Raw genomic sequence first — 26,621 nt, forward strand, 5'->3', positions numbered from 1 at the left:
CCCGCAGCTCAGCCATCTGTTCAGAGGAAAGATCCATACCCGACTCAACGACCACGGACGCCTCAGGTTCCACAAACAGAATCACAAGACACTAGAGAAGCCATATTCTTGCTGTTCGGAGGCATATCTCGCCTACGTGGCCACCCGTGGTCAGCTCGCTTCATGAAAGCGCTAGGTTAGCGGTCAAACTGCGGGGCAGCGCAGAACTGACCCAGAACGGAGACGCCGTGACGGACCTCCCTGAAGAGGGCCAGCCCATCGAAGCCGTACCGACGGTGTACAGCGGTACTACCTTCCGTTCTCGTCTCGAAGCCGACTGGGCCCACACCCTCGACGCCCAAAGCATCCTCTGGCAGTACGAACCCGAGCAAATCACCTTGCCGTCAGGGGTGCATTACCTGCCGGATTTCTGGCTGCCCGAGATCGGCACATGGCTTGAGGTCAAGGGGCCGGCCACTCCCCGCAGGGAAAAGGCTGTCGAACTGGGCAAGGCGCGCGCCTGCCGGTGCGACGGTCCCTGCGTCTGCGCGTGGCCCGGTGGCGAGATGGTCCTTCTCGGCTGGGTCTCGGAGCGCACCCACGGCGACATCAACGTGGCACGCAGCCGGTCGGGCTACGCCAGTTGGGCCGCCGCGCACGGGCCCAGCGCGTACTTCGCGTTGTGCCCCTGGTGCGGGCTCAGACAGTGGATCACTCTGCGCCGCCCCTGGCAGTGCCGAGCTTGTCGCCGTAGCTTGGAAGGCGAGGAATTGCACCAGCCCCACGACCGGGTGCTGCCCTTTGGAAGCGGCTCGGCCTGGTCGCTTGCGGACACGTTGGCGATCCGCAGGGAAGTCGCCGACCAGATGGCCGAGGCGGAGGCCGCTGGCTCAGAAGAGCTTCGCTGGGAGGACTTGTACGAAGAGTGAAGGCGCGGGCGCATAGCGCTCGCTCTTGCTCGGGTGGAGGGGTCCCCTCGCTCGGCACCAACTGGGCTCAGTGTGGCCGCCACAGGCGGCGGCACTTCGACAGCTCTTGAGGGGACGTCCGTCAGGGGCGCTGAATCCCACAAATCTGGAATAGGTTCGCGCGCTCGGCGTTTTCGCGATATGGCGGCCCAAACGCTGTGGGCCGATTCCGCCGAAAGAGGCGCATCACTCGCATCTACCCCTACGCCGTCCTGGTCGACGGCGCCCCCTTCTCAACCAGGATTTGAGCCCCGTCGTTCGCCTTAAGCACGCCGTTCTGACTGCTGACCTAGAGGTCGATGTGGAGAGCGACACCCCCCGGGGTTACTCCGCAACATTCTGGAGGCCCCGAGCGGCCTCGAAGCTCTACGCGGTCACTCGATGTACTCCTCCATGAGCCGCGCCAAGTGCAGCAGGTAGGGCAGCCGGGTTGGTGTTGCGGTGTGCAGGTGGCAACGGCGCAGCCCGTTCACGTAGGCGGCCAGGTCGGCGGTGTTGTCGGTGGGCTGCTGGAAGGAGATATGGATTTCCAACGACCTTGGGTTGGCTCCGTGGCGGGTGACGTCGCGGTCGTCTCCGAGGTATTTGGAGACGGATTTGGACAGCTGGTGGGTGTCCGGGCGGGGGTTGACGGCGAGATAGGTGCGATCGTTCCAGGGGATCAATCCGGAGTATCGGCCCCATTCATATGGGAGCACGTTGTCCGGGCTCGGCGTCTCAGGCTGGTCCGGCGGGTTCTCGCCGGAGACGACAGCGCCTTGAGCGGGGGCGTCAGCGCTCTCGGCATCCGAATTCTCCAACGGATTCATTCCGAAGATGAGAGGGATCTCATCGGAGTCGTCGTTGATGCGGACAATGCGCAAGCCTGGCAGATCCGTCGGCGTGCGCCGACTGACTGATTCTGCCGAGCTGCAGTCGATACCCGGGAGGACGAGGGCATCCGGGGCGATGTGGTCGTTCTGCAGCCACGACCAGATCTCTCTGTTGCGCAGGGTCTGAGCGCGTGCAATCAGGAGTCGGTCCGCGGTGCTGTCGAGCGCGAGGGCTTGGGTGAGGAAATCAGCCAGTTGGGCTCGGTCCCGAGCGCGGACGCGGCCTCGTCCCTCGACCAAGGCCTTGGGCAAGTCGACCAGTGGCATGGGGGCTTCGTTCAGATGGCTGATGGTGGGAACCAGTTGGGCGGTAACCATGCCGTCTGTGTTTGCGCGGAGCAGGAGGGGTACGAGGCCTCCGCGTGATCGGGCCAGGTGCACGGCGGTGAGTTCGAAGGAGCCGGTGACGCCTCGTGGGCGAGGTAGTTGCGGCAAGTGTCCGACGGACCGGAGGATGTCGCGCACGGCGGAGGCGGCGCGCTCGACGTCGTCACGGCGGATCTGGGAGTTCTGGAAGGGCTTGCCCCCGTCCTTCTTCGCGTCCGGGTTGGCCGTCCGGGTGACGGGGTGCAGACATTGGACGTGCCGGCCAAGCGTTGGAAGGACCTTCTTGAGCAGAGGCTTGGGGTCGTCTTGGTGTGCCGCTGAGAACGAGGCCGGTTTACCGATCTCCATGAGCGCACCGATCAGTTGTGCCTCGTCGGGGAGTGCCTCGCGCAGTGCGCGAATCCTTTCCGCGCGGTGCTGACGCCGGGCCTCGCTGCGTTCTTCCGACGATTTTTCGGTCGGCCAGGGTGTTCCGGATACCAGAGTGTCAGGGTTGTACAGGCGCAGATGGACTTCGGTGGCACCGCGATAGACGTGAACGTCGCGTCCGGTCTCACTCCGGTGGTCAGCATGGGTGTAGCCGAGCAGGCCGGTCAGGGCCAGATGTACGGCTTCGTACGTACCGGGGGCGGTGTGTCCCAGCTCCAGGCGGTACACGGCGCCGGGGGCGGCGGGTTCGAGCCGAGGTGCACGGCGCTGCGGGATCTTACCGATGGAATCGACCGGTTCAAGGTGCAGTCCGGGCAGGGTTTCCTTCAGTTGTTCGAACAGGAGGAGGTGGTCGATCGGCTGGAGGCCCGTCTCGGCGGGGTGGCCGGCGGACTTACGTCCGGTTTCGCCGTCCGGTTCGTCCAGAAGATAGGTGTAGCCCGTGGTGTGCAGGAGAAGGGCGACGGGATCCCTCTTCGTCCTGTCATCGCGGCCGAGGCCGTTGTAGGCCCGCGGGTCTTCTCGGACGGCGTTCGGGTCCGGGTAGAGGTGGGAGGTGGGGAGGGAGGGCAGCATCCGGGCGATCCCGGGGGTCCAGCGCCATGTCATCTCATCTGCGCGGCCGGTGGCCACGACAGGTGCCCGGAGGAATTGGGGGTACTCCAGGCCGCTGAGTACGCCACCGGGTACGTGGAGCAGCACGGTGGCGGTGGGTGGTTTGTCGGGACTGCGTCGCGGTAGGTAGACGGGCATGGTGCCGCCGAAGCGGGTGATGTGCGGGGTTGCCCGGATGAGGAGCCGGTCGTCGTGCGGCATCGTTGTGACGCGGAACGTGGTCTGGTGGGTCCACAGGCCGAACGCACCGTCATCGGTCAGTTCGCGGGGTGGCCAGAGGTAGACACTGCGTTGACCGCGGTCTCCGATGGTGCCAAGGACGGTGGTCTCGTTCTGCTTGTGCCCGGGGAGCACCCACTTCTTCTCGATCCATCGGGTGGCCAGGTAGGACGCGAGGAGTCGGTAGACATGGGGGCGGGGCCGCGCTGTGTCGTTGGGTGCTTTGCCGTGTCCCAGCAGGTCGAGTGTCGTGGGGGACCATTCCAGAGGGAAGGCCGCTTTGATGCAGGAGGGCCAGTCGACGTCGCTTTGGTGGGGTGCGACCTCGGTGGTGATCCAGGTCTCCAGGGCGATTTGCAGAGCCAGTTGGTTCTGGGGCGGACACAGGGCGTAGAGCCAGGCGTCAGCGCTCAGGTCGTCGCCGACTGCGAGGATGCCCGCGCCGACGCACTCCACGAGTTCACGCAACCCACGCGTCGGAAGGTAGCGCGAGCGAGACTTGGGGTTACTGTCCCAGGCGCGCTGGAGGCGGGGGAGGATTTCGCGGGGGAAGGCGGCCGTGTAGAAGTCGAGTGCGAGCTTCTGCCCGGGGAGGGCCGAGAAGACCGGAGGAATGGTGTTGTTGTAGCGGGGTGGTGGTGACGGCTTCTTGGACTCGTTGCCGGTGCTGGTCACAGGTTTTTCATCCCCAGTCGATGTTCTCAAGGAGGTTTCCGAGCAGCCCCCACACGGTGGTGTGGATCGCGTGCTTGACGCGGGTCTGGGCGTCCGCCCTGGGGCCCGGGTCAGCGAGAAGCTCGCGTACCAATGCCCGGCCTGCGATCAGGATGCTGGTGCGGTCGGTATCGAGGGCCGAGTCGCGGGGGTCAGCAGCGCGGGGTGCGAAAGCGGCGTCCAGCAGGTAAACGCGGACGGGTACGTTGCCGCGGATGCCGCGGCCGGTGGTCTGGTAGAAGGAGTGGAACTGGTCCGCGACGAAGGCCTGGCGCAGTTCTTCGGTGGGCATGGTGCGGAAGGTCAGAGGGCGGCCCATCATTCCGCCCCAGGTCGCGTAGGCCCGGCGGGTGAGCGTGCGGACTTCCTGGGTCGGGTCGGTGCCGGGTACGTCGCAGCAGATGGGGTCGAGCAGACGGGCCATAGCCTGGGAATTGAGCACGGCCAGGGGGAAGGACAGGTCGTCTGGCGGCGGGTGCAGGCGGGCGAGGTAGAAGATGACGGAGACGGCAGCGACGCCGCGGGCGTTGAGCATGTTGTGTGCACGGCCCACGGAGCCTTCGGCCGCCGCCATCACGGTGGCCTGGAGGGTGGGGAATTCGGCGATGCGTCGGTGGGCGAGGCCGTAGGGGCCCGGTGCACGGCTGTCCGGGACCACATGGCAGGCGGTCACGCTGGTGCGGGTGTTCATGTAGTGGGCGCTGGTTTCGGCGTCCTGCGTGCTGAGGACCACGAACAGCGCCTTGCGTCGGTCTTCATCAGCACTCTGGAGCGCCTGCTCAAGAAGCGAAAGGGTGGCACCGGGGTCCGGGGTGCAGACTGCGTCGGTCATCGTCCGCACCGCGTTCTGCCGAGCTTCGCGCCCCCCTGCTCCCGAGACGCGCACGCCTCTTTCGTGGCCGGGACGCCGGCGCGGCCGATACAGCAGTCGGCTGGTTCTCAGTGCCTCTGCGCACTGCTCGGGCTCGCGCAGGATCAGTGAGGGGAGGATGTCGATGTGATAGCGCGCCGAGTACGGGTCATAGCTGGTCGCGGACGTGAGCAGGACATGGGGGCCTTCGACTCCTTCGCAGGCGAGCATGTCGTGCAGGTGGTATAGCAGCCAGCGGCCCACACCGCGCAGCCACAGTACGTCCAGGGAGCCGCCGCTGCCTTTGCGGCTGGGGGTCCACTGCAACGCCATCATGTTGCCCATCGGCAACTCTGGCACAAGGGCGCGTAGTTCGGCGTGTGGCTGATGCGTCAGGGCACTTCCGCCCATGGCGAGTGGCATCACCTCTCGCAAGGTTTCCTGCATGGCGGAGAGCTCGAAATACGAGGTGGTCACGCGCGCGGCCCAGATGCCGGCGATGAGCAGGTGCGCCAGTTCGGTTCGGCAGGAAGATGGTCTGTCGGGAATCGGAGGCGGTGCGTGCCGTGTGAGCCACTCTTCGGCAACTTCCTGGGCTGTCCGCTCGGCGGCGTACCCGGCCGTCATGGTGTCGATCAGTTCAGCGATATGGCTGGGTGGGGCGTCGAACGGTCCTGCGGTCAGCGCGACGAAGTACTTGTCGAAGTACTGCTCGGCGGCTTCCCACCTGTCGGCGTCCTCCTCGCGCTCGGCACGGTCCGCGATGCCGTGCAGGAGGCGGGCCAGTCGGGTCAGCAGAGTGTGTCCGCTGAACGGACCGTCGTCGACGGTCTGAGCCAGGGCCTCCTCAGCAGCCCTTTTGGCCTCCGGCGTGTCCCCGGCGGGCAGCATCAGCAAGGGCAGCAGGCCCGCAAGGGCTTGAGAGTGATAGGTCGCGTATTGCTGAAACCGCTGCCCATGCTTGTGTGCCATGGGCCTGTACCAGGTGGTGGCGAGCCCCTCGTGCCAGGCCACGGCGATGCGACTGCTCCATCCGTCCGGCTGAGTCAGCGGTTCGTGATGCAGGAACTTTTTGTCGAACTGCGTCATGACCCGGTCGGCCTCGTCAACCACCAGAAGGTCGAGTTCGTGCTGAGCCGCAGTGATCCAGCGGGCGGCATACGCCGAGGGCTCCGCTCCGCTGGCCAGCAGGGCGGCGGGCGTGGTGACCCACACCTGGGCGTCGGGCACTTCGCACGAAGCGATCTGCGAGGGACACACCGACAGCAGCGGGCAGTCCACTCGCTCCTTTCGCTTCGTCGCGCCGACGACACGCAGCGAGTTCCGGCACGGCCGGTCTTCCAGTGCCAGCGGTTCGGCAACAGGACCGGAGGACTCCAGAAGCATCTCCAGGGGGCACAGGTCCGTGGTGAACGGCGAGGTAGCGTCCGTCTGCGACGGCAATGGGGCGACGTCTCCTCCCTCGCTGACGTACAGCACGTCATCCCAGTAACGCGCCAGGTGTTCATCGCGTGTGGAGCTGCCGATGAGCGGGACCGCCCGGATCCCGAGGGCGCGGAAGAAGCGCACCTTTGCCAGCGCGTCGCCGACCGATGAGACGAGGTAGCCCACTTTCAGGCCCCGGTCGACGGAGATCTTCACGAGGATGTCGTTGAAGGTGGTCTTGCCGGAGTTCATTAGGCCGACGACATGTGCAACGCCGTCGATTCCGAACACCCCGAGCCCGTCGCGGAGTTCACCAGCCTCCGGATCCGTACTCGCGAAGACCATGTTCTCCAGGCGACCGGAGAAGTTCTCGCCTCGATAGCGCGGATCGTCTTCCAGCAGGCGGTCCATCTCCTTGGCCGCCTGCTTCATGTCATCGTCGGTCACCGGAAGGAAGGGGGTCCGGGTACGTCGCTCCTTGGGCTGCAAGAGCGGCGGCTTTGTCGCTACGGCCACCCAGTCGGGTACCCGCAGGCGCTCCTTCTTGTCGTTGTGACGCTTGAACCAAAGGGCCGAGCCGGCCCGAGCCGGCTCACGCGCTGGCCGCATCTCGTACGGCACGGGATCATGCAGTGCGTCCTGATATGCCTTGACCCTGCCGGGCAGCACGGCGCTGCCGCGTGGGCGGAAGGCGCTGCCGTGTACTACTCGGCGCGAGTCCGGGTTATCCAGCTCGAACTTCCGCAAGTGAGCGGGCAGTTTGCAGTAGTCGTTCAGGCGCACCTTCCACTCGCCGCCCCGAGCTGTGGGTCCCATTCGGCGGCGGAGGTTGCGCACGAGCGGGGCGGTGTCTGGGCCCGCGCTGAGATAGCCGTCCAGGACCTTGCGCAACACCGTTGCCGACTGGCCGGGCATGTACTTGGTCAGGAAGTGCAGGCCCAATTCCACACGGAAGAACTCAAGGGCTGTAAGCGGCTGCATCAACGGGGTCAGCCCCGTGTCGTCGGCCTCCTTCACCAGCGGGTCGTTCCACGCCGTGATGTCACGAGCCATTCAGTCACGCTCCGACGCGTGCCGAAGTACCGCAGCGATGAAGTTGTCCTCGCCGACGACCTCGACACCACGAACACGTCCGTCCATGGCATCTCTCAGGTCATCGACGTAGCCCCGTGTCTCGAACCGGTGCTGGGCGATCACCAGGAACCGGCGACGCGCGTCAGCACGCGGATCCCAGCGGAAATACCTTCCCAGCAGCGTGGCGCTCGCGTGATCCTTCACGTCAGCGGCCCACCACTCTCCCGTGCCCATGTGGTCCGTGCCATCGAAGTCGTAGGCCACGTCCACGGCGTCCATGCCCCACCACGGGTGCATGCGCTGCCCCAGCGCGGACCCTGTTGCGTCGAGGACCCGGCGTTCCGCCAAGCCTGGGTCATGGAAGAAGCGGCGTACGGCCTGCCGCTGGACATACAGCTCGGACATCGCCTCGACGGTCCACTGCGTGGCCGATCCCCTGCACCCCGGAGTGCCGCAACGCCCTCGCCTGCTGGGCAGCGGGTTACCGCACTTGTCGCACACATCCAGCACTGTCGGCCCTGACGCGGGGCGATGTTGATAGCCGTGCAGGAACCACTCCTTCACCCACGGCTGACCATGAGTGTTCTTGGCGGGGAAGCGCCGGATGAGGGAGGCCAGGTCGAGGTCGGACGCAATCGGCTTGTCGATCAGGAAGCCGCGCAGCTCGACATAGTTCTTCTGGACCTGCTCTTCGCAATTGGCGTTGCGGTCCGCTGTGGTCATGAGCAGGTCGAAGGAGCGGTTCTCGACCAGTTCGGCCTCGGGGTCCTTGGACATGGCCAACCGGGCGGCCTCGTCCGCGAAGGCGGAGGGCCTGCCGTCGTCCACCAGCAGGAGGCCTCTATCGCTTTCGGTGATGTCGAGAGCGAGTGGCCACTGCCCGAGCGGTCGCGTGCACCAGGCGAACACCTCCATATGGGTGATTGGTTGAGCCATGCCGCTCTCCAGCGCGCGCCACCACAGCCGTTTCACCCCGGCATTCCACGCCACAGGAAGCCCCACAGACTGAGTGCTCAGTGACGGCGTACTCCACATCGCGCCGAGCTGGTCCGTCTGAATTCGCGCGAGTCCAGCTGCGAGCAGCTGCACCGTCATGTAGTCGTCCGGCAGATCAGCCGACACCTGCGTCAAGCGCGCCGCACGCGACACGTCCGTCACTACGCTCCTAACAGGCATGATCTGTCCCCTCGGTGACCTTTTGTCGCGACGGATAGTAGCCACTGTGATCGACACCTCCGACCACGTGGAGGACGAACTCCTCCCCGGTTCGCAGTGCCGAACCCCCCCCCATGGGCGAGCACTCCCGTGCCCCACGTGAATGTCACGACTAGCCTTCGCTCATCACCCGAACGGTGCGCTCAGCCGATTGCCGACGTTGACGTAGCACATTCGTGACTACGCCACACAGCAGCGCGTCATCATGAGCTCCGTGGACTTCCTGCGTCGGCGAGTCCGGAGTGGTAGTCGGACTCCCGAGGCCTCAGCTACCAACGGGCTCGCCATGCCCCCGAGCCGCCGTCCACGTACTGCTACCTGCAGGGGGAGCAGAACCACTCATGAGCGAAGCCAACCCGCGAGCTGCGTCGGACATCTGGGTAGGGTCGCGGTACCCGAGCTGGAGAGGTAGCCGCATGGACGCCGAGATCGTGATCGCGCAGACGACGAGTGACGACGAGGAGCAGGCGAAGACCCTCGCCAGAGGCGCTGTTGAGAGCAAACTGGCGGCGGGCGTCCACATTGATGCGCCCATCACCGCCTTCTACTGGTGGCAGGGGAAGGTCGAGGCGGCTCAGGAGTGGCGGATCTCCTACATGACGTCGTCGGATCGCCTCCCCGCGCTAGAGGCATGGCTGCACGAGAGGCACCCGTACGACGTCCCCCAGTGGGTCACGCTGCCTGTAACCGGAGGGTCGGAGGCGTACCTGTCCTGGGTCGTCGACGAGACGCGCCCAGGGTAAAGGCCCTCACTACGGCGCCTCGCTCTCACCGAGCCTGTGCGCTTCGACGCTTCACAGCGTCGCGAACGTCAGCAGGTGGCTGGCCAGGTCATGGTCAGTGTCGGGGAGCCCGGCAGCGATGGCCTGAGCCCGCTGCCGGCCCATGGTGTTGGGCTTCGACTCCGCCGCTGCGGCGAACTGGTGCGCTACGTAGGCCCCGCGATCTACGTCACCGCCGCGCAGAAGGGCGGACGCCAGGTCACCCAGGACGACCACACCGGACTCGGGTAGTTCACCGCCGAGGCGCTCGACTGCGGAGTCGGCCGTGGCGGTCAGCTCCTGACGCTTGAGTTCGCCGTAGACCGAGAGGGTTAACGAGTCCATGCGGTACGGCGTCACGAAGCGGACCCACGCCTGCTCGCTCGTATGGTCGGCGAAGTCATAGGCGAACTTGGCCTGGTCGAGAGCACGAAGGGCGCCGGCGTCATCGCCTGATTGAGCGGCCTCCTCTGCGTACCGGCCCAGGGCCCACGCTGCGGCGGTTGCATTGCCACGTCCGCGTACGTCTTGAGCTGCCTGCGAAAGCATCTCCAGCGCCTTCGCAGGGCTGGGGGCACCGTAGCTCGCGTAGCCCAGAGCGAGGGCGCGCAGCGGGGGGTGTCCAGCCTTCTTCGCGCACTCCGAGGTCACTTCGTAATAGGAAGTGGCCTTGTCGTGCTCGCCGAGGTCCCAGGCAACCCATCCAGCAAGAGCAGCGGTCTCCCCCGCCGCGATGGTCAGGGCTCGCTCGTGGGATCCGGCGCGGGGAAGGGCTGCGGTGATCGCGTCCAAGTGCGCCTCGACCCGAGACTGCAGGCTGAGCGCGCTCTCGTTCAGCTCGTCCACGTGCAACCGGGCCGCATGATCGATAAGCACCCCCGCGGACTCAGGGTCGATCTTGGAACCCTTGCTGAGTGCGTAGGCCAGCCGGCCCCACGGCTCGGCCGCCGCAGCCGCACCGATGACTGCGCCTCCCAACAGCGTTCGGCGTTTCACGTCGTCCAGGTCCTCCGCCTCGGCCTTGTTCTTCTCTTGCCGCCTGGCGCGGGCGGCTTTCGCCTCGCGCAGCAGCGGCTCCAGCGGGACGCCACAGGCCAAAGCGATGTTCCCCAGGGTGTGGTCCGTCGGAACGTTGGCACCGTTCTCGTACCGGTTCACCTCTCGGCGGGTCATCGTTGCCCGGCCGGAAGCGGCGTTGATCGCACCGGCCTGCTCGTCCTGCGTCCGATTCGCGTTACGCCGCAGGTGACGGAGCAGCTCGGCAAATGGATCCACTGCCATGAGTCTGACCCCTATCCGTGGGAGAAAGCCAATACTCCTTCAACTCCCCCCTGATTTTCCCCCTTGACAAAGATTTCCCCCCTCCGGTTTCCCCTGTTCCGAATCGCGCAGCCACGGTGCGATATGGGCATGACCACGCACCGGACAGCAACGCCACCCCGACCTGGGGGCGACGACGGTGGCGCCCACGTCGTCGGCGCCGCGACCGCTCGGTGTCCGCTGGCCTCTCAAGTCTTCGAGATGGCCATGGAGCCGGTAGATGTGCACGTCGCTCAAGCACGAAGAACCACGGCCACCGTGCTGAGGCACTGGTCGTTGCCGGAGACGCCGGCAGAGGACGCCCGGCTCGTCGTCTCGGAGTTGGTGTCCAACGCGATCATCCACGGTTCCGGGGATGTCCGATTGCGACTGCGACACGACGACCACGAGCTTCGAATCCGAGTCACCGACGACAGCACCGCACCGGCGAGGCGACGACGTGCAAGTGCCGCCAGCCTCGGTGGTCGAGGGCTGCACCTCGTCGCCTGCCTGTCGCTTCGGTGGGGTGTCGCGGACGGCGGCCGAACGACATACGCGGTCATCCCCACTCTCACGGAGGCACCCCCATGTCGCCGCACAACGCAGTCAAGCACGGAGCCGACGTGTTGAGCCTCGTTGCCTTTGACCGGGGGCGAGAGAAGCACACGGGCGGTGGGGCGCCGACTGCTGGCCATGACCGCCCGAGATGGGCTCGCACCTCTCCCCGAGTGAAGCGTCAGTCCCGAGCTGGCCAACTCCGAGGCTTGCGTGAGCACTTCTACCGACAGGTCGTCGACGCGCAGGCCGATCAGCCGCTGCGCGTGCTGGCGTACAGCTTGGTACCGAGTCCGAGGGCCCGACCTGACGAGGACTGGGGGACGCTGCAGGCTGAGGCCGACCAGCTCGGTTACGCGATCGCCGCCCGGCTCCACGATGTGGCGGTCCCGGTGACCACGACGTACTTCCCGGCATCCAGTGCGAGCCAGGGCGTCTACACGCCGCCTTGGGATCGTCCTGGTTGGCGGGAAGCCCAGCGGCAGCTCCGAGCGGGCTTGGCCGACGGCGTGCTCGTCCTCGACCGGCACACCATCAGCTCCGATGACGACGAGTACCACGCCGTGATCAAACACCTGGGCGAGCACTGCCGGGCGTTTCTCCACCTCGTGATCTCCGAGGAGCCCGTCGCGCCGACTTGAAGGCGTCCAGTGCGCTGGATGGACAGGAAGGGCTGGGGCTGGCGGCAGATCAGCGCCCAGATCGCCCTGATCGCCACCGTGAGCGTCGTGCTCGCCTTCACCTTCAAATACACCTGATCGAGGGCTGACCATGACTTTCGAGGGACACACCGATCGTGCACCGCGCCTCCTGCCGCATCGCGAGCAGGGCGAAGCGCTCCTCGCCATCAGGGAGGCCGCCCCGTCGGCACCCAGCGAAGAGGGCATCGACCTCTTCGCCGTGCCCGCCGGTGAGGTTCAGGGGCGTGGCTTCAACCTCTCGCGCTTTCACCGGCTCTCGCGCCTGCCGGCCGCGCCGAACGGATCGGTCTCGCCTTCGGCTGACGGCCCGCCGGACGCGGCTTGACTTTCCTCAAGCGAGCACGACGGCGCCCACCGCTGCCCCGGATGCCGTCACCGGTTGCCTACACCGTCCCATCCATCCTCGAGTAAAGGTCGCAGATGAACCGTCCCGTTCTCACTCTGGCCACCACCATCGCCCTCGCGTCCGCGGTACACATCGCCCAGCGTCACCTGCAGCACCGCCAGTCCATGGAGTTGGCGGTGCACCAGGCCCACGGCCGCATGCTCGAAGTCGCCACAACGCACCCGGACTTGGCCCCGATCTGGGTGCGCAACCATCCCGATCACGTCAAGGACGACGAATCGGGTCCGCTCCTGATGTGTCAGTGGCGGCTTGAGTTCTGGCGCACCGGCCTCAATCTCAGGGTGTTCACCCCCGCCGTCCTGTGGCAGAACGCGCGGAACTTCATGCAGGACCCGACGGCTCTCAAGGCGTGGGCCCTGACCCGCCATGGGCGTGCTCTGCAGTCCCGGGGGCGGTGGGACCGCATGCACGTGGCGTTGCTCGACGCGGCGTTCGAGGAGGCCGGCGGTCCGTCCCAGTACCCCGAGTTGGAACTTGCCCCGGCCTCGGCCCTCTGAGGCACGACGACACCCTGACGAGAGGATGATCATGACCGTTCCCGCTCACGACTTGCCACCGGCTCCGGCCGCGCCGAACGACCAGAGGTCGCGCGCTCTTCTCCTCGACCTCGACGGGGTCCTGCTCGATACGCGTCCCGTGATGCGGAAGGCGTGGCAGAGGGTCCAGGAGATCCATGGCGTCGCGCTCCCCTTCCGTGACTACGAGCGCCACCTGGGCCGGGAGTTCGGCGACATCATGCAGCGGCTGGGTGTGACCGATGCCGAGGCGGTTCGCCGGACGTACGAGGCGGAGTCCGTGGCCACCGCGCACCTCGCGGAGGAGTTCGCCGGCATCGTCGAGACGCTCCACGCCTTCGTGGCCGCCGACTGGCGGCTGGGCGTCGTGACGTCCAAGCACGTCGACCGGGCGGCCCCGCTCCTCGCGCGCCTCGGGTGTCCCTTCGCGACCATCCGCACGCCCGCCGGCGCGGGCCGGACGAAGCCGGCCCCGGACCCGCTCCTCCTGGCGCTGGTCGACCTGGGAGTCGACCCCGCCTCCGCCGTCTACGTGGGTGACATGGCGGTCGACCAGGAGTCGGCCGCACGCGCCGGCGTCCCTTATGTGCACGCTGGGTGGGGCTACGGGCAGCCGACGGCTCCCGCCCCGGAGACGGTCTCGTCCCCCAGGGAAATGCTGAGCCTCCTCCCCGCCAAGCAGCTCGTCGAGGGGAGCACGGTGTGAGCCCCCGCACCACTGGTGGCCTCGGCCTGGTCCGCTCCTCCAACGTCGGGAAGCCGACGTGGACTCTCGTCAGAACCGGCGCCCTGGCGCACGCGCGAACCGACCACATCCACACGACGGACCTTGATGCGACGGCCGTCGACAAGCAGTTACTGCGCTCCGGCGTCGAAGACGTCATGGAGGCCGTCGACCGCTACAGCGCCAAGTGGGCCGCCACCCCGGGCGGAGCCGACTGGCTCTACGTTCAGCACGTCCCCGTGCGACGCTTCGTCGCCGAGATCGTGCGCAAGCTCCTGGCCCTGAACTCCTGGGCACCGTTCGCCTCCGCCCCAGGGCCCCTGATCCTGGCCCCCTACGAAGGTCTCGTGGGACTGCGTTCGAGCAGCTCGCGGGAGTACCTGGCCTACACCGTGACATGGTCCGGCGTCGCGTACGTGCTCGGTGCTGCGGCACCGCACAACCCGACCCACTCCGCCCAGCTCCGGAACCGCGCCCGGACGAGTACGGCGAACACGGAGCCGAGTCCCTTCCCCTCGGATCTCGGACGGCAGGACGTTCTGGCGCTGTCGTGGACCTCCCGCCATGCCGCCACGCTGACCCCCGTTCTCGCCGAGCTGGCGCGAGGCGGGCAGAGGAGCCTCCTGCTCGATCTCGCCACTGATGCCGCCGAACGATGCAGCGCGGGACCGGCAATGGGTTTCGAGCTGCGCGCGGCTCCGAGCGACCTCTTCACCGTCTCCGGCACCGCCGAGGGCCTCCACCGCCCCGACGACGAGCACGTCGTCCAAGTGGAAGGCCACGGCATCCAACTTGCCCGGCTCGTAAGGCTCTTGTCCGTTCTCTTGGAGACCAGCGGGGGCTGCACCCAACCGTCGTGGCGGACGGTGGTGCGGGCGGAGAGCTGGCTCGACGACATCCTGTCGACCACCCGGCCGCACACCGTCCTGCTGAGCAACGACACCAGCCCACTGGGCGTGCTGGCCGCGCACGCCGCCGAGCGGCACGGAGCGAACTCGGTGCACGTCCAGCACGGGGCGTGGACGCCGGAATCGGTCGCCTGGCCGGCCCTGCACAGCCGCGACATCATCGTCATGGGCGAGCGGGACCTTGCCCTGGGCCGAGGGTGGGCGCGCCACCCCGAGGCCGAGGTGCACGTCCTCGGGCAGCCCCGCTTCGACGTCCTCAACAGCCTGAGCCGCCAGGCACAACGGCGGTACCTGGAGAACCTGCTCGCTCCGGGGGGCCGACGCGCGCCGACCCGGATCGCGGTGTGGGCCTGCCAGCCCTTCAACCCCGATCACCTCAAGTCCCACGCGGACCTCCTCCTGGACGGGCTCGCCGAGGCGGACGGCGACTGGGGGCTCGTCATCGCTCCACACCCGGCGCAGGGAGCTGACGCCTTCACCGCTCTGGTGAAGCGGGACGCCGGGCCGCCCATCGCGGTGGCCGATCCCCGAGTCGGAGCCCGAGGCTGCCTCGCTGGCGCGGACGTCCTGGCGAGCGCGTACTCGACGTGCGGGATCGAAGCCGCGCTGCTCGGCATCCCGGTCCTCGAAATCGGCCCGCCGGGCGAACGCACCCTGGGCCTGACCAGTCACGGACTGGCGACCCGGTGCGAGGCCGCCGGTGAGGTCGCCGAAGCACTCTCCGGCTTGCGCGCGGGCCCTGCGCCGATCCCGCGGGCGGCCTTGGACGCGGTCTGCCGGTGGCGCGGCGACAGCGCCGCTCGGATCGCCCGGCTCATCACCGACCGCGCCCCCTCCGGCCCGAGGGCCGACGACTCCACCCACCATCACCCGGGCGCCGCTGCGTCGCCCAAGGACGAAGGAGCATCCGTCCGATGACATCCCTCACAGCCGACAGCATCGCCGAGCTGTTCTCCGGCGCCGTCACGCTGGCCAAGTCCGGCGAGAAGATCAGCCCCCGGGGCATGGCCACCCACGAAGTCCGCGATGTGCACCTGCTGCTCACCCAGCCGCGTGCCCGCCTGCTCTACGCCCCGCCCGCCCGCATCGTGAATCCGGCCTTCGCCGTGGCCGAGACGGTCTGGCACCTGTCCGGCTCCGACGCCCCGTGGATCTTCGACTACAACAACCGGCTGCGGCAGTTCGCCGACGAAGGCGTCCTCCTGGGGGCGTACGGCCCCAGGATGCGGAACTGGGCCGGCAAGGTCGACCAGCTCGCCCGCGTCGTCGAGATCCTCCAAGCCGACCCCGACTCCCGGCGAGCCCTGATCCAGCTCTACGACCCGGCCCAGGACGCCGCAGGGCACAAGGACGTGCCGTGCACCCTTGGGTTCCGGTTCCACCTGCGCGCCGGCCGCCTGCACATGGCGACCATGATGCGCGGCCAGGACGTATGGATCGGCATGCCGTACGACGTGTTCTTCTACACCGTGTTGCACGAGCTGGTCGCCGGATGGCTCGATGCGGAACTCGGCGAGTTTCACCTGCACATCGGCTCGCTGCACATCTACGACGAGCACATCGAGCAGGCCGACATGCTCACCTCGCTCCCGGCGAGCGAGATCATGTCCGACCTGCGAACACCCTGGAACGGCTTCGGCGGCCTGCTCGACCAGGTCGAGGCCCGTGACGTGACCGGCCACCCCGGCTGGGACGCGATGGCCGAGACGCTGCGCAGCTACCGGCTGTGGAAGGACGGCAAGCGAGAGCAGGCGTGGCGGGCGGCCGACACGATCGACGGGCCCCTCGGCCAAGCCCTCACCGCCTGGTACGGAGAGCTGGAGCGGCGCTCGACCAATCGCGCCGCGACGGCCGGGGCAAGGTGACCGCCGCCATGAAGCGCACCCTCTCCGTGATCCTCGGCCTGTGCTCGTACACCCACGACTCGTCGGCCGCCCTTCTCGTGGACGGTGAACTCGTCGGCTTCGTCGAGGAGGAACGCCTCTCCGAGCAGAAGCACACCAAGCTCTACCCGGCCCGCGCCGTGGGATGGCTCCTCGACCAGGCCAAGCTGAGCGCCACCGACGTGGACGCCGTCGCCTACAACTTCCAGCCCACTCGCTACCTCGCCGAGTCGCCCGCCGCCCTGCGCATGGCGCTCTCGCCAATGACACGCGACCGGAGCCTGGCCCGCGCCCACGGGTTCGCCAAGGTCGCCCTGCGCACCCGGCGGCGGCTACGCGTCCTCGGCAGCCAGTTCCCCTCGGCCCGCGTCACACCGGTCCTGCACCACCGCGCCCACCAGCTCACGGCCTACGCCGCCTCCGGCTGGGACGAAGCGGCCGTACTCGTCGTCGACAGCCTAGGCGAGCGGCAGACCACCACGATCGCCCACGGCCATGGCGTTCAGCACCCCCGCGTCCAGACCCTGGAAGCGATCAACGACCCGGCCTCCCTCGGTTACGTGTACGGCGCCGTCACCGAGCACCTGGGCTGGCGCCGGGGCGACGAAGAAGGCACCGTCATGGCGCTGGCCGCCCTCGGTGCCCCCGCCCGCTTCCGCCACCTGTTCAGCACGGCCGTCCGCACGACGGCCACGGGCTTCCGCATCCACCCCGGCTACTTCCCGGCGCGCACCCTCACCTCGGGGTACCCGAGGACATCCCGGCGGTTCGTCGCCGAGACCTGCCCTGAGCGGCACCCGAGCGAACCGCTCACTGACGTCCACCGAGACCTGGCGGCTGCCCTCCAGGAGCGGACCGAGCAGGTGATGGTCCACCTGGCCCGCCGCGCCAGAGTGCTCACCGGCTCCCGGCGCCTGTGCGTGGGCGGCGGCGTCGCCACGAACTGCGTGAGCATCGGGAAGATCATCGAAGCCGGCATCTTCGACGAGGTGTTCGTCCCGCCGGCACCGGGGGACGCCGGAACTGCGATCGGGGCCGCCCTCGCCGTGCACGTCGACGCGCGCACGCCTCGCCCTGTCGCCGGCATCGCCCGCCACTGTTACCTCGGCCCCTCCTACGAGGACCAGTCCCTCGACCTGACCCCCTGGCCCGGCCTCCGCCAGAAGACCCTCGGCATCGAGACCGCTGAGTTCCTCGCCGACCAGCTCGCCCACGGCATGATCGCCGGACTCTTCCAGGGAGGGGTTGAAGCCGGGCCGCGTGCCCTGGGTAACCGCTCGATCCTCGCCTCCCCGCTGGAGCCCGGCGTCGTCGAGCGGCTCAACGCCACCGTGAAGTTCCGTGAGCCGTTCCGGCCCTTCGCCCCCATGGTCCCGGCCGAGCGCGCCGCCGAGTTCTTCACCCTCGGCCAGCAGGCCCCGTACATGTCCATGGCCTCCGGGGTGACGGACCTGACGCACGAGCGGGTGCCGGCCATCGTGCACGCCAACGGCACCTCCCGCCTGCAGACCGTCACCCGGTCGCAGAACCCGTTCATGCACGCGGTGCTGACCGCCTTCGGCCGCCGAACCGGCATCCCCGTGCTGATCAACACCTCCCTCAACGTCAAGGGCAAGCCGATCTGCGGGACACCCGAGATGGCCCTGGACTGCCTGGCCAACTCCGGCCTCGACGCCCTGCTCCTCGAAGGGCGGTGGATCACCAAATGAAGATCGGATACAGCTTCTGGGGCTTCCTCGGCAACGGCGTCACCGACACCCCCGACGGAGGCCGCAGCCACCGCCGCCCCTTCATCGACGCCCTCCTTGCCCGCGGTCACGAGATCGTCTTCCTCCAGCCCGACCGTGACCGCCTCGAAGCCGATGACGACCTCGGCGGCGCGTACACCTTCGACGACGGCCTGCCCGGCATCGACGCTCTGTTCCTGGAGTGGCGCTGGGCGATCCCCGGCCGCAACACCACTGTGTGTGGCAGCGAGGGGCACACCTGCGACCTCCACCGGCAGGCCCAGCTCATCAACCACTACACGGCCCGGCACCGGACGCCCACCGTCATCTGGGACAAGGACCGCACCCTGCGCGCCGAGAGCGTGTGGCGCCGTACGGACCACACCCGCGTCTGCGAGGCCGCGCTCGCCCCGACGCTCGGCGCGCACTCGCTGCTCTTCCCCGTCGCCGAGGACCTCCTCGCCCAGGCTGATCCCCTCACCCTGGCGGCGCGGCCCCGGGATCTCGGGCTCGGCTACGTGGGCAATCAGTACGACCGCGACGAGTCCTTCGACCGCTTCTTCGCCCCGGCAGCCGCTCGCGTCGAGCACCTGGTCGCCGGGAAGTGGACCAAGACCGGCCGCTGGCCGCACGTCCGGTTCGCGGGCCGGATCCCGTTCGAGGACGCCGCTGGCGTCTACGGCCGGTCCCTGGCCACGGTGCTCATGCTGCCCGAGCGGTACGCCGCCGTCGGGCAGATGACCCAGCGCATCTTCGAGGCCGTGCTCGCCGGCTGCCTGCCGCTGGCCCCGGCGGACATCCGCTTCGCCGACCGGTTCGTCCCGAAGGAACTGGTCGTGCGCTCCGGCGACGACGTCCTCGAACGCCTCTCCTACCTGAGCGAAATCGCCGGCACTGAGCAGCACGCCGCCCTGATCGCCGCATGTGTGGACCGCCTGCGCCTGTTCGGCCTGTGCAAGCAGGTCAACACCCTGGAGTCCGTCCTGCACGGCCTCCTCCAGACCACGGCGACCGAGCGGGGAGCTGCCTGATGCAGACCGCTCGATCGACCATGGCGCGCGGATCCTCCGGGCGCGTCCCGGAGGATGGGTCCGCCGGACACCCGAACCTCTCTACGCTGGAGCACCATGAAAAAGGTCGCCATCGTCGGCTGCGGAGGCAGCGGCAAATCCCACGTGGCCCGCGAACTGGGCAGGATCCTCGACGCCCCGGTGACGCACCTGGACGCCGCGTTCTACGACGACGAGTGGAACGCGTTGCCCATGGACAAGTTCACCGACGTCCAGCGCGAGCTGGTCGCGCAGCCGCGGTGGGTGATCGACGGCAACTACAACTCGACGCTGCAGGTACGACTCGAAGCCTGCGACACGGTGGTCCTGATGGACGTGTCGACCGTGGCGGCGCTGTACGGGATCTTCTCCCGGCAGATCCGGCACGGGGCCGGGCACAAGGGCAACGGGGTGCACAACCGCATCCACTGGGGCGTGATCAAGTACGTCGCCACGTACCGGCGCAAGATGCGGCCCCGCGTGATGGCGAAGATCGAGGAGTTCGGCTCCGGCACCGACGTGGTGCTGCTGGCCAACCGGCGTCAGACGCGCCGCTGGCTGCGGAAGGTCGCCGCCGAGCAGTCCTGACCGGCCCGCGCCCCCGGCCAGGGGGTGCGGCATGAACGAGCCCAACCCGTTCCTGGACCCCGCCCGACAGTCGGAGCTGTACGGACACGCCTCTCGGCTGGCCGGGCGCACCAGCGCCCTGATGCGCGCCAAGACCGCCGGCCACCCGGTGCCCGAGACGATCGTCAGCCTGGTGCAGACCCATCACGCCCGGCCCGACCGGCTCGGCGTGGTGCTCGACATCGGCTGCGGTCGTGGCACGAGCAGTCGCGTCATCGCCGAGCAGCTCCGGCCCGAGCGCCTCGTGGGTCTGGACGCCGCCCCCTCCCTGCTCGCCCAGGCCCGCGAGCGCGCCAAGGACCTGCCCGACAGCACGGTGGACTTCGTCGAAGGCGACTTCCACGACCTCCCTCTGCCCGACGGGTCGAGCGACATCGTCGTCGCGGCGTTCTGCCTCTACCACTCGCCGCGCCCCCAGGACGTCGTCGGACAGATCGCCAGGGTCCTCGCCCCCGGTGGTGTGGCCGTGCTCGTCACCAAGGGCCTCGACAGCTACCGGGAGATGGACCAGCTGGTCGCCGCCGCCGGCCTCGATCCGCATGCCGCCCAGCACGAGAGCCTCTACACCGCAGCCCACAGCGGCAACCTCGCCGACGTGGCCGCCTCCTCGCTCGACGTGATCGCCGTCCTGGACGAGGAGCACGTCTTCACCTTCGACGGCCACGACCACACGGCGCAGTACCTGGCCACCAACCCCAAGTACGACCTGGCGCCCGGCCTGTACGGCAACCCCGGTGCCCTGGCGGCGACCCTGCACGAGTTCCTTCCCGACCAGCCGCTGACCACCCGGTCCCGGATCACCTTCGTCGTTGCCCAGCCGAAGGAAGGAGGAGAGCCGGCATGAGCCACGCCTCGTTCACCAAGCACTACGCGGAACCGGAGCGCGCGGCGGGGGCGGTGCGCCACTACCGGTGGCTCACCGCGCACGCCAAGCCGCTGCGGCAGCCGGCCCTCCACACTGCCGGACCGCGGTTCCTGACGTTCGAACGGATCGAGGGCCGCCCCGTACGTCCCGAGGACCTCCCGCGCGTGGCGGAACTGCTCGGCCACGCCCACGGTGCCGCCTGGGCCAGCGACCTGCACTCCGCGTCGCTGGACACCCCGCACCACTTCGAGGACGGCACGCTGTTTGACGACTACCTCGGTCCCCGGAAGGTCGCTCTACGGCGACGCCACGAGCAGGGCTACCTGCCCAACAAGACGGCCCTGCACGCGATGCTCGGCCTGCTGCAGGCGACCGCCGAGGGCCCGTGCGCCTTCTACAAGGACAGCAACCCGCGGAACTTCATCATCACCGCGCAAGACATCGTCGCCGTCGACACCGACGACCTGTCTCTCGCCCCGCTGGGCTACGACCTCGCCAAGCTCGTCGCAACGCTCCACCTGACCTACGGGCCGCTCACGGACCAAGCCGTCACTACCGCCCTGCTCGCGTACAACGCGGCAGCCCGACGCTACGACGCCCGGCTGGGCACGACGGACCGGGGCCAGCTCGACAGCTTCCTGGGCCTGCACGCCGTGCTCACCGCCCCGTACGTCGGCCGCAACGGCTACCACTACACCCTGCCCCTCCGTTTCACGCACCGAGGAGCCTCATGATCACCACCGAACTCGTCTTCGTCCGGCACGGCCAGGCCCAGTGCAACGCCGACGGCCTCGTCGGGGGCCCGCGCACCTGCACCGGCCTGACCAACCTCGGTTACGCCCAAGCCGAACAAGCCGCACGCCGCCTGGCCACCGAGCACCTGAAGAAGCCCTTCGACGTCATCTACACCGGCCCGCGGATCCGACTTGTCCAGACCGGCGAGATCATCGCCCAGACGCTCCAGATCCCCGTGCACCACGACGAGCGACTCGACGGACCGGTCCACGGCGACGCCGACGGCCGGCCCTGGGACGCGGTGAAGACGGCCGCCGACGGCGGCCCGCACGCCCACCCCGACACGCCCTGGGCCAAGGGCTCCGACACCTGGAACGGGTTCCTGGAGCGCGCCAGCAGGAACCTGAGCCAGCTCATCAAGGAGAACCACGGCAAGCGCGTCGTCTTCGCCGCCCACGGGGAGACGGTGATCACCGCACACACCCTGCTGCTGGGCATCCCGATCGGCTCGCCCGCCGGATTCACCCACAACCACGCCTCCATCACCCGCTGGCAGCACCACCGCAACCGCCTGGGCCAGACCCGCTGGATGCTCGACCGGCACAACGACACCGAGCACCTCAGCCTCCTCACGCCGGAGCCGACCCCGTGATCGCGACCTCGCGCGACCCCCGGATACAACTGGCGCACCTCCTCCTCGGCACAGTCGACATCGCAGCGGACCCCGCGCTCCCGCCCCGCGTCGTACGCCTGGTGGCTGGCGACGGGCGTCAGTTCATCGCGAAGCAGCACGCGGAGCGAGACCGGTACGCCGGAGAACTCCACGCCTACGGGGCGTGGGTCACCCATCTGACCGGCCATGCACCGGTGTTGGTCGGCCGGGATGATGCCACCCACACCCTGCTGCTCACCGCACTCGCAGGCGACCGCGCGGACACCTTCGCTCCGGGCTCGCCCGAGGAGGAGCTGGCCCACCACGAGGCCGGGCACGTGCTGGGCAAGCTGCACCGAGCCACGGCCATGCCCCAGGGCGGTGCCGTCGGCGCCTCGCTCGCCGAGCGGTTCCAGGGGTGGATCGACCGGGCCGTCCACGCCGACCTGCTCGACGCGGCCGAGGAGAACCTGCTGAAGCACCACGCGGTGATCCTGGGCACCAGCCACATGGACAGCGCGATCTGCCACCTCGACTATCAGCCGCGCAACTGGCTGCTCGGCGACACCTTCGGCATCTACGACTTCGAGCACATGCGACGCGACGCCCGGGTCCGCGACTTTGCCCGGCTCGAATTCCGACGCTGGCAGGCCGCCCCCCACCTCCGCACCGCCTTCTTCGACGGCTACGGACGCTCACCCAACGACCTCGAACGACGCCTCCTGGAGTCCTTCGGCGCCATCGAGGCGGCCACAGCCCTGGTCAAGGGCCACCAGGAGAACGACGCCGCCCTCAGCGCGCACGGCAGAACCGTCCTGTCCCGGCTCACCTGACCAGCCCCTTAGACGACACCACTCTGGAGATCTCCGTGCCACAGCACGAGCAGCCCCCGACCAACGCTTCCCCCCGACGGGCCGTGGTGACCGGCTCCGCCGGATTCATCGGCTTCCACCTCGCCCACGCCCTCGTCCAGGCCGGCACCACCGTGATTGGCGTGGACCGCCGAGACCCGTCCACCGACCCGACGGCCGCTGCCAACCTTGCCGCGCTGCGGGGCCGCCCGGGATACCACCACGTCACTGCCGATCTCCTCCACTGCGCGATCGACCCGCTCGTGATCGACGCCGACGTGGTCTTCCACCTCGCCGGCATCCCCGGTGTACGGCCCTCCTGGGGACCGCAGTTCGGTGACTACCTCGCGTCCAACGTGCTGGCCACCCACCGCGTCCTCGAAGCCTCCACCCGGATCGGCGTATCCCGATTGGTCGTAGCCTCCTCCTCCAGCGTCTACGGCCCGACCGACGGCGACGCGAGCCGCGAGACCGACTGCCCCAACCCCGCCTCCCCGTACGCCGTGACCAAGCTGGCCGAGGAGCAGCTCTGCCTCGCCTACGCCGAGCGCCCCGTCGGCCCCAGCGTGGTCGCCCTGCGGTATTTCACCGTCTACGGCCCCCGGCAGCGCGCCGACATGTTCACCCACCGCGCCCTGTACGCCGCCCTGACCGGACAACCCCTGCGCCTTTACGGAGACGGCCACCAGCGTCGCGACTTCACCTACATCGACGACGTGGTCGCCGCCACGATCGCCGCCGGTACCGTCCCGAACGCGCACGGCACCATCAACGTCGGCGGCGGCTCGAACGCGTCCCTGCTGGACGTGATCAACATCGCCAACAGCCTCACCGGCCGCGAGATCCAGCTCCACCAGGACCACGCGCGCAGCGGGGACGTCCTCCTCACGCGTGCCGACCCCGGCCGCGCGGGAGAGGTCCTCGGCTGGCAGCCGCGCGTCGACCTCCACAGCGGGCTGCGCGCCCACATGCAGGCTTTGGCCGCCCCAGTACCGGACTACAGCCGGGCCGCGTAGCCCTGCGCCTGGGAACCCGAGAGGAGTGCCCATGGAGACCCCCGAGCGAGCACGGCTGGACGCCTTCTTCCGGAGGATCACCGCGCAGTTCCCCGCCGGGCAGGCGATCACGACGTTGGTCATCACCCACCTGCTCCCGGAGCGCCCCGCGTTCTTGCGCGCTATGACCGCGGTGTCCACGATCGGCGCCGTACTACCCAAGCCCCGGTCGATCCACCAGCAGACCCTCGACACTGTCCGCCACACCCTGCCGGTTCACGACCTGACCCGGGAGCGGTTCACCGACGAGACCCAGGCCCTGCACTATCTGGAGGACACGGCCGGCGGCCAAGACGTCGTCTTGGTCGACATCGGCGGGTACTTCGCGCCCAGCCTCGACACCCTCGTGAACAAGTTCTCCGGCCGCATCCTCGGCGTCGTCGAGGACACCGAGAACGGACACCAGCGGTACGCAGCACTCGGCTCGCTGCCGTGCCCGGTCGTGTCCGTGGCCCGCTCCCCGCTCAAGGACTGCGAGGACCACCTCGTCGGCCGGTCCATCGTGTTCTCCACCGACGCCCTCGTCCGCGCCCGAGGGGACATCCTCACGAGCCGCAGCGCCTGTGTCATCGGCTTCGGAAAGATCGGCCGCTCGATTGCGCAGACCCTGCGCGCCCAGGACCTGCGCGTCACCGTGTACGACAACGACGCGGTCAAGCGGGTACAGGCACACGCTCTCGGCTTCCGCACCAGCTCGTCCACTACCGAGGCCGTCCACGACGCGGAACTCGTCCTCTGCGCCACTGGCAATCTCGCCCTACGGCACGAGGATTTCGCCGCCCTGCGCAACGGGGCATACCTCGGATCGGTGACCTCCTCCGAGGACGAACTCGAACTCAGCAGCCTCGATGACCTCTACGAACGCCAGCTCGTCGGACCCCAGTTGACCCGGTACGAGGTCACCGGCCACTACTTCTACGTGCTCGCCGACGGCGGTGCAGTCAACTTCGTGCACGGCGCCGCTGTCGGCACCTACATCCACCTCGTCCAGGCCGAGATACTCGCGGCCACCGCCGCACTCAGCCACGCGCGATTCCAGCCCGGACTGCACGAGATGCCGGCGGCCGACCGCGACACCATCGCCAGAACCTGGCTCCGCCACTTCGAAAGGTGACTTCGTTGCCACCCTCCACCGGACACGTCCGCGCCGTCACCGAGGCGTACCTAGCCCGCCACCCGGACGAGCGCGCCTCCCTGACGATGCTGTTCGACGTACTCGCGGGCGCGGGCGATCCCACCAGCCGCAAGACCTTCCCCGCCCACGTGACCTGCAGCGCCATCGTCATCAACGGTGAACGGCACGTGCTCCACATCCTGCACAAGGCGTCCGGGAAACTTCTGGTGCCCGGTGGGCACAACGAACCGTCCGACCAGCGCCTGCGCGACGCCGCCCTGCGCGAACTGCACGAGGAGGCCGGCATCCCGCCGAGCGCCGTCGTTCCCCTCGCCGGCCACGAGGACATCCCCCTCGACATCGACGTGCACGCGATCGACGCGAACCCGTCGAAGAACGAGCCGGCCCACCACCACGTGGACTTCCGCTGGGCCTTCCACCTCGCGACCGATCACGCGGTGATGCTGCAAGAGGAGGAGGCCGACGGCTACCAGTGGCGGCCGTTCGCGACCACTTCCTCACCCACCGTCCGCGCCAAGCTCGCCCAGCTCAGTTGAAGCCCCCGAACCCGACCACCAGGAGGACGCCGTGGCCGCCACCACAGCCCGACAGACCGACGCCGAACGGCGCCGGCACATCGCCGTCATACCGTGCCGCTGGGGTGCCTCCCGCTTCCCCGGCAAACCACTGGCCCTCCTCGGCGACAAGCCGCTGCTCTGGCACGTCCACCAGCGCTGCCTGGAGGCCAAACGCCTCGACGGAGCCATCGTCGCGACAGACGACGAACGCATCGAAGCAGCGTGCCGTGAACTCGGCATCGACAGCATCCGTACCGGGGAGCACCTCACCGGAACCGACCGCGTCGCGGAGGTCGCAGAACGCCTGCCAGCCGACGGGTACATCAACGTCCAGGGCGACGAGCCGTTCATCTCGCCGACCGCCATCAACGACGTCTCCGAGGCCCTGGAATTTACTCCGCCCGGCACCTTCGCCGTGAACGCCTACACCGAGCTGGTCGACGTCGGCGCCGTCCTGGACCACAACGTCGTCAAGGTCGTGGTCACGGCCCGCAGCGAGGCCCTCATGTTCTCCCGCCAGCCCATCCCGTACCCCAGGGGCGACCGGCCGAAGTACCTGCGCCAACTGGGCCTCTACGGCTTCACCGGCGAGGCTCTCCAGCACTTCCGGTGGCTCCAGCAGGGGCCCTTGGAGCGTGCCGAGGGAGTGGAGATGCTGCGCTTCGTCGAACACGGCCACGCCGTGCGGATGGTGCCCGTCCTGGACGACGGGGTGGCAGTAGACACCCCCGAGGATCTGGCGCGAGCCGAACGCCTCCTCGACCAGCGTCACTGAGGCATCCGCACGAACGCAACCCTTCCTGTTGGACGACTCGTTGCATTTCTCGGCCGTCAACTAGGTTATTTAGGCGACGGGTTAGCGAAGGTTCTCGGACTTTCTTGGCAACGGTACTTGGTGAGAAACAGAGTGCCTCCCGAGAGCGCACTCC

Annotated in this window: 24 protein-coding genes; 20 read left to right on the top strand and 4 right to left on the bottom strand. The window is 68.4% G+C overall.

Annotated features, from left to right (window positions below):
- The first annotated feature begins 227 nt into the window (after positions 1–227).
- Positions 228–908 carry a hypothetical protein gene (locus ACFRMN_RS34665; RefSeq protein WP_383027486.1) on the top strand — a complete coding sequence of 227 codons (681 nt, stop codon included), beginning with the start codon at positions 228–230 and terminating at the stop codon, positions 906–908.
- A 413-nt stretch (positions 909–1,321) separates the two neighbouring features.
- Here the strand turns inward: ACFRMN_RS34665 and ACFRMN_RS34670 are convergent, their stop codons facing one another.
- Genes ACFRMN_RS34670 through ACFRMN_RS34680 form a run of 3 tightly spaced genes read right to left on the bottom strand, consistent with a single transcriptional unit; the run spans position 1,322 to position 8,630 of the window.
- Positions 1,322–4,084 carry an RNaseH domain-containing protein gene (locus ACFRMN_RS34670; RefSeq protein WP_383027489.1) on the bottom strand — a complete coding sequence of 921 codons (2,763 nt, stop codon included), beginning with the start codon at positions 4,082–4,084 and terminating at the stop codon, positions 1,322–1,324.
- Between the two features lie 7 nt (positions 4,085–4,091).
- On the bottom strand, positions 4,092–7,451 hold the full coding sequence (locus ACFRMN_RS34675; protein WP_383027492.1) for a hypothetical protein: 3,360 nt from the start codon (positions 7,449–7,451) through the stop codon (positions 4,092–4,094).
- On the bottom strand, positions 7,452–8,630 hold the full coding sequence (locus ACFRMN_RS34680) for a hypothetical protein (protein ID WP_383027495.1): 1,179 nt from the start codon (positions 8,628–8,630) through the stop codon (positions 7,452–7,454).
- A gap of 473 nt (positions 8,631–9,103) precedes the next feature.
- Between ACFRMN_RS34680 and cutA the strand changes: the two genes are divergently transcribed.
- Positions 9,104–9,430, top strand: a complete 327-nt coding sequence (cutA, locus tag ACFRMN_RS34685; RefSeq protein WP_383027497.1) for a divalent-cation tolerance protein CutA — start codon at positions 9,104–9,106, stop codon at positions 9,428–9,430.
- Positions 9,431–9,481: 51 nt separating this feature from the next.
- On the opposite strand, the gene ACFRMN_RS34690 is transcribed toward cutA, so the two are convergent.
- Positions 9,482–10,729 carry a helix-turn-helix domain-containing protein gene (locus tag ACFRMN_RS34690; protein WP_383027499.1) on the bottom strand — a complete coding sequence of 416 codons (1,248 nt, stop codon included), beginning with the start codon at positions 10,727–10,729 and terminating at the stop codon, positions 9,482–9,484.
- Positions 10,730–10,975: 246 nt separating this feature from the next.
- On the opposite strand from ACFRMN_RS34690, the gene ACFRMN_RS34695 reads away from it, so the two are divergent.
- The 18 genes from ACFRMN_RS34695 to ACFRMN_RS34780 all read left to right on the top strand — a co-directional run bounded on the left by ACFRMN_RS34695 (position 10,976) and on the right by ACFRMN_RS34780 (position 26,467).
- Positions 10,976–11,377 carry an ATP-binding protein gene (locus ACFRMN_RS34695; RefSeq protein WP_383027607.1) on the top strand — a complete coding sequence of 134 codons (402 nt, stop codon included), beginning with the start codon at positions 10,976–10,978 and terminating at the stop codon, positions 11,375–11,377.
- 134 nt (positions 11,378–11,511) lie between these two features.
- A complete protein-coding gene (locus tag ACFRMN_RS34700; protein WP_383027501.1) occupies positions 11,512–11,943 on the top strand; it encodes a hypothetical protein in 432 nt (143 codons plus the stop codon).
- Positions 11,944–12,073: 130 nt separating this feature from the next.
- On the top strand, positions 12,074–12,328 hold the full coding sequence (locus ACFRMN_RS34705; RefSeq protein WP_383027504.1) for a hypothetical protein: 255 nt from the start codon (positions 12,074–12,076) through the stop codon (positions 12,326–12,328).
- A 95-nt stretch (positions 12,329–12,423) separates the two neighbouring features.
- Positions 12,424–12,906 (top strand): DUF6082 family protein, encoded by a 483-nt coding sequence (locus ACFRMN_RS34710; protein WP_383027506.1) that lies wholly within the window; start codon positions 12,424–12,426, stop codon positions 12,904–12,906.
- 31 nt (positions 12,907–12,937) lie between these two features.
- A complete protein-coding gene (locus ACFRMN_RS34715) occupies positions 12,938–13,630 on the top strand; it encodes an HAD family hydrolase (protein WP_383027509.1) in 693 nt (230 codons plus the stop codon).
- Positions 13,627–15,474: a hypothetical protein gene (locus tag ACFRMN_RS34720; protein WP_383027512.1), complete on the top strand. Its 1,848-nt coding sequence runs from the start codon at positions 13,627–13,629 to the stop codon at positions 15,472–15,474. The genes ACFRMN_RS34715 and ACFRMN_RS34720 overlap by 4 nt, the downstream gene beginning before the upstream one ends.
- Positions 15,471–16,421 (top strand): thymidylate synthase, encoded by a 951-nt coding sequence (locus ACFRMN_RS34725; RefSeq protein WP_383027515.1) that lies wholly within the window; start codon positions 15,471–15,473, stop codon positions 16,419–16,421. Before ACFRMN_RS34720 ends, ACFRMN_RS34725 begins: the two co-directional genes overlap by 4 nt.
- An 8-nt stretch (positions 16,422–16,429) precedes the next feature.
- The gene (locus ACFRMN_RS34730; protein WP_383027518.1) at positions 16,430–18,148 is read left to right on the top strand and encodes a carbamoyltransferase; all 1,719 of its coding nucleotides are present in this window, start codon (positions 16,430–16,432) and stop codon (positions 18,146–18,148) included.
- Positions 18,145–19,197: a hypothetical protein gene (locus tag ACFRMN_RS34735; RefSeq protein WP_383027520.1), complete on the top strand. Its 1,053-nt coding sequence runs from the start codon at positions 18,145–18,147 to the stop codon at positions 19,195–19,197. Before ACFRMN_RS34730 ends, ACFRMN_RS34735 begins: the two co-directional genes overlap by 4 nt.
- Positions 19,198–19,293: 96 nt before the next feature.
- Positions 19,294–19,803, top strand: coding sequence for a topology modulation protein (locus ACFRMN_RS34740; RefSeq protein ID WP_156207602.1), 510 nt, complete (start codon positions 19,294–19,296; stop codon positions 19,801–19,803).
- Positions 19,804–19,834: 31 nt separating this feature from the next.
- Positions 19,835–20,686, top strand: coding sequence for a class I SAM-dependent methyltransferase (locus ACFRMN_RS34745; RefSeq protein ID WP_383027523.1), 852 nt, complete (start codon positions 19,835–19,837; stop codon positions 20,684–20,686).
- A complete protein-coding gene (locus ACFRMN_RS34750) occupies positions 20,683–21,441 on the top strand; it encodes a phosphotransferase (protein ID WP_383027525.1) in 759 nt (252 codons plus the stop codon). Before ACFRMN_RS34745 ends, ACFRMN_RS34750 begins: the two co-directional genes overlap by 4 nt.
- Positions 21,438–22,094 (top strand): histidine phosphatase family protein, encoded by a 657-nt coding sequence (locus ACFRMN_RS34755; protein ID WP_156207599.1) that lies wholly within the window; start codon positions 21,438–21,440, stop codon positions 22,092–22,094. Before ACFRMN_RS34750 ends, ACFRMN_RS34755 begins: the two co-directional genes overlap by 4 nt.
- Positions 22,091–22,927, top strand: a complete 837-nt coding sequence (locus tag ACFRMN_RS34760) for an aminoglycoside phosphotransferase (RefSeq protein WP_383027528.1) — start codon at positions 22,091–22,093, stop codon at positions 22,925–22,927. Before ACFRMN_RS34755 ends, ACFRMN_RS34760 begins: the two co-directional genes overlap by 4 nt.
- A gap of 35 nt (positions 22,928–22,962) precedes the next feature.
- Positions 22,963–23,961 carry an NAD-dependent epimerase/dehydratase family protein gene (locus ACFRMN_RS34765; protein WP_383027531.1) on the top strand — a complete coding sequence of 333 codons (999 nt, stop codon included), beginning with the start codon at positions 22,963–22,965 and terminating at the stop codon, positions 23,959–23,961.
- Between the two features lie 31 nt (positions 23,962–23,992).
- Positions 23,993–25,114: an adenosylhomocysteinase gene (locus ACFRMN_RS34770; RefSeq protein WP_383027534.1), complete on the top strand. Its 1,122-nt coding sequence runs from the start codon at positions 23,993–23,995 to the stop codon at positions 25,112–25,114.
- Positions 25,111–25,671 carry an NUDIX hydrolase gene (locus ACFRMN_RS34775; RefSeq protein WP_383027536.1) on the top strand — a complete coding sequence of 187 codons (561 nt, stop codon included), beginning with the start codon at positions 25,111–25,113 and terminating at the stop codon, positions 25,669–25,671. Before ACFRMN_RS34770 ends, ACFRMN_RS34775 begins: the two co-directional genes overlap by 4 nt.
- A 31-nt stretch (positions 25,672–25,702) precedes the next feature.
- Positions 25,703–26,467, top strand: coding sequence for a 3-deoxy-manno-octulosonate cytidylyltransferase (locus ACFRMN_RS34780; RefSeq protein WP_383027538.1), 765 nt, complete (start codon positions 25,703–25,705; stop codon positions 26,465–26,467).
- The last annotated feature ends 154 nt before the right edge of the window (positions 26,468–26,621 follow it).

Source organism: Streptomyces sp. NPDC056835 (genome assembly GCF_042789485.1).
Taxonomy (GTDB): domain Bacteria; phylum Actinomycetota; class Actinomycetes; order Streptomycetales; family Streptomycetaceae; genus Streptomyces.

Coding starts and splice junctions, on each gene's coding strand:
- ACFRMN_RS34675 (WP_383027492.1), bottom strand. CDS start 7,451: ATGGCTCGTGACATCACGGCGTGGAACGACCCGCTGGTGAAGGAGGCC.
- cutA (WP_383027497.1), top strand. CDS start 9,104: ATGGACGCCGAGATCGTGATCGCGCAGACGACGAGTGACGACGAGGAG.
- ACFRMN_RS34690 (WP_383027499.1), bottom strand. CDS start 10,729: ATGGCAGTGGATCCATTTGCCGAGCTGCTCCGTCACCTGCGGCGTAAC.
- ACFRMN_RS34695 (WP_383027607.1), top strand. CDS start 10,976: ATGGAGCCGGTAGATGTGCACGTCGCTCAAGCACGAAGAACCACGGCC.
- ACFRMN_RS34705 (WP_383027504.1), top strand. CDS start 12,074: ATGACTTTCGAGGGACACACCGATCGTGCACCGCGCCTCCTGCCGCAT.
- ACFRMN_RS34710 (WP_383027506.1), top strand. CDS start 12,424: ATGAACCGTCCCGTTCTCACTCTGGCCACCACCATCGCCCTCGCGTCC.
- ACFRMN_RS34715 (WP_383027509.1), top strand. CDS start 12,938: ATGACCGTTCCCGCTCACGACTTGCCACCGGCTCCGGCCGCGCCGAAC.
- ACFRMN_RS34725 (WP_383027515.1), top strand. CDS start 15,471: ATGACATCCCTCACAGCCGACAGCATCGCCGAGCTGTTCTCCGGCGCC.
- ACFRMN_RS34730 (WP_383027518.1), top strand. CDS start 16,430: ATGAAGCGCACCCTCTCCGTGATCCTCGGCCTGTGCTCGTACACCCAC.
- ACFRMN_RS34735 (WP_383027520.1), top strand. CDS start 18,145: ATGAAGATCGGATACAGCTTCTGGGGCTTCCTCGGCAACGGCGTCACC.
- ACFRMN_RS34740 (WP_156207602.1), top strand. CDS start 19,294: ATGAAAAAGGTCGCCATCGTCGGCTGCGGAGGCAGCGGCAAATCCCAC.
- ACFRMN_RS34745 (WP_383027523.1), top strand. CDS start 19,835: ATGAACGAGCCCAACCCGTTCCTGGACCCCGCCCGACAGTCGGAGCTG.
- ACFRMN_RS34750 (WP_383027525.1), top strand. CDS start 20,683: ATGAGCCACGCCTCGTTCACCAAGCACTACGCGGAACCGGAGCGCGCG.
- ACFRMN_RS34755 (WP_156207599.1), top strand. CDS start 21,438: ATGATCACCACCGAACTCGTCTTCGTCCGGCACGGCCAGGCCCAGTGC.
- ACFRMN_RS34770 (WP_383027534.1), top strand. CDS start 23,993: ATGGAGACCCCCGAGCGAGCACGGCTGGACGCCTTCTTCCGGAGGATC.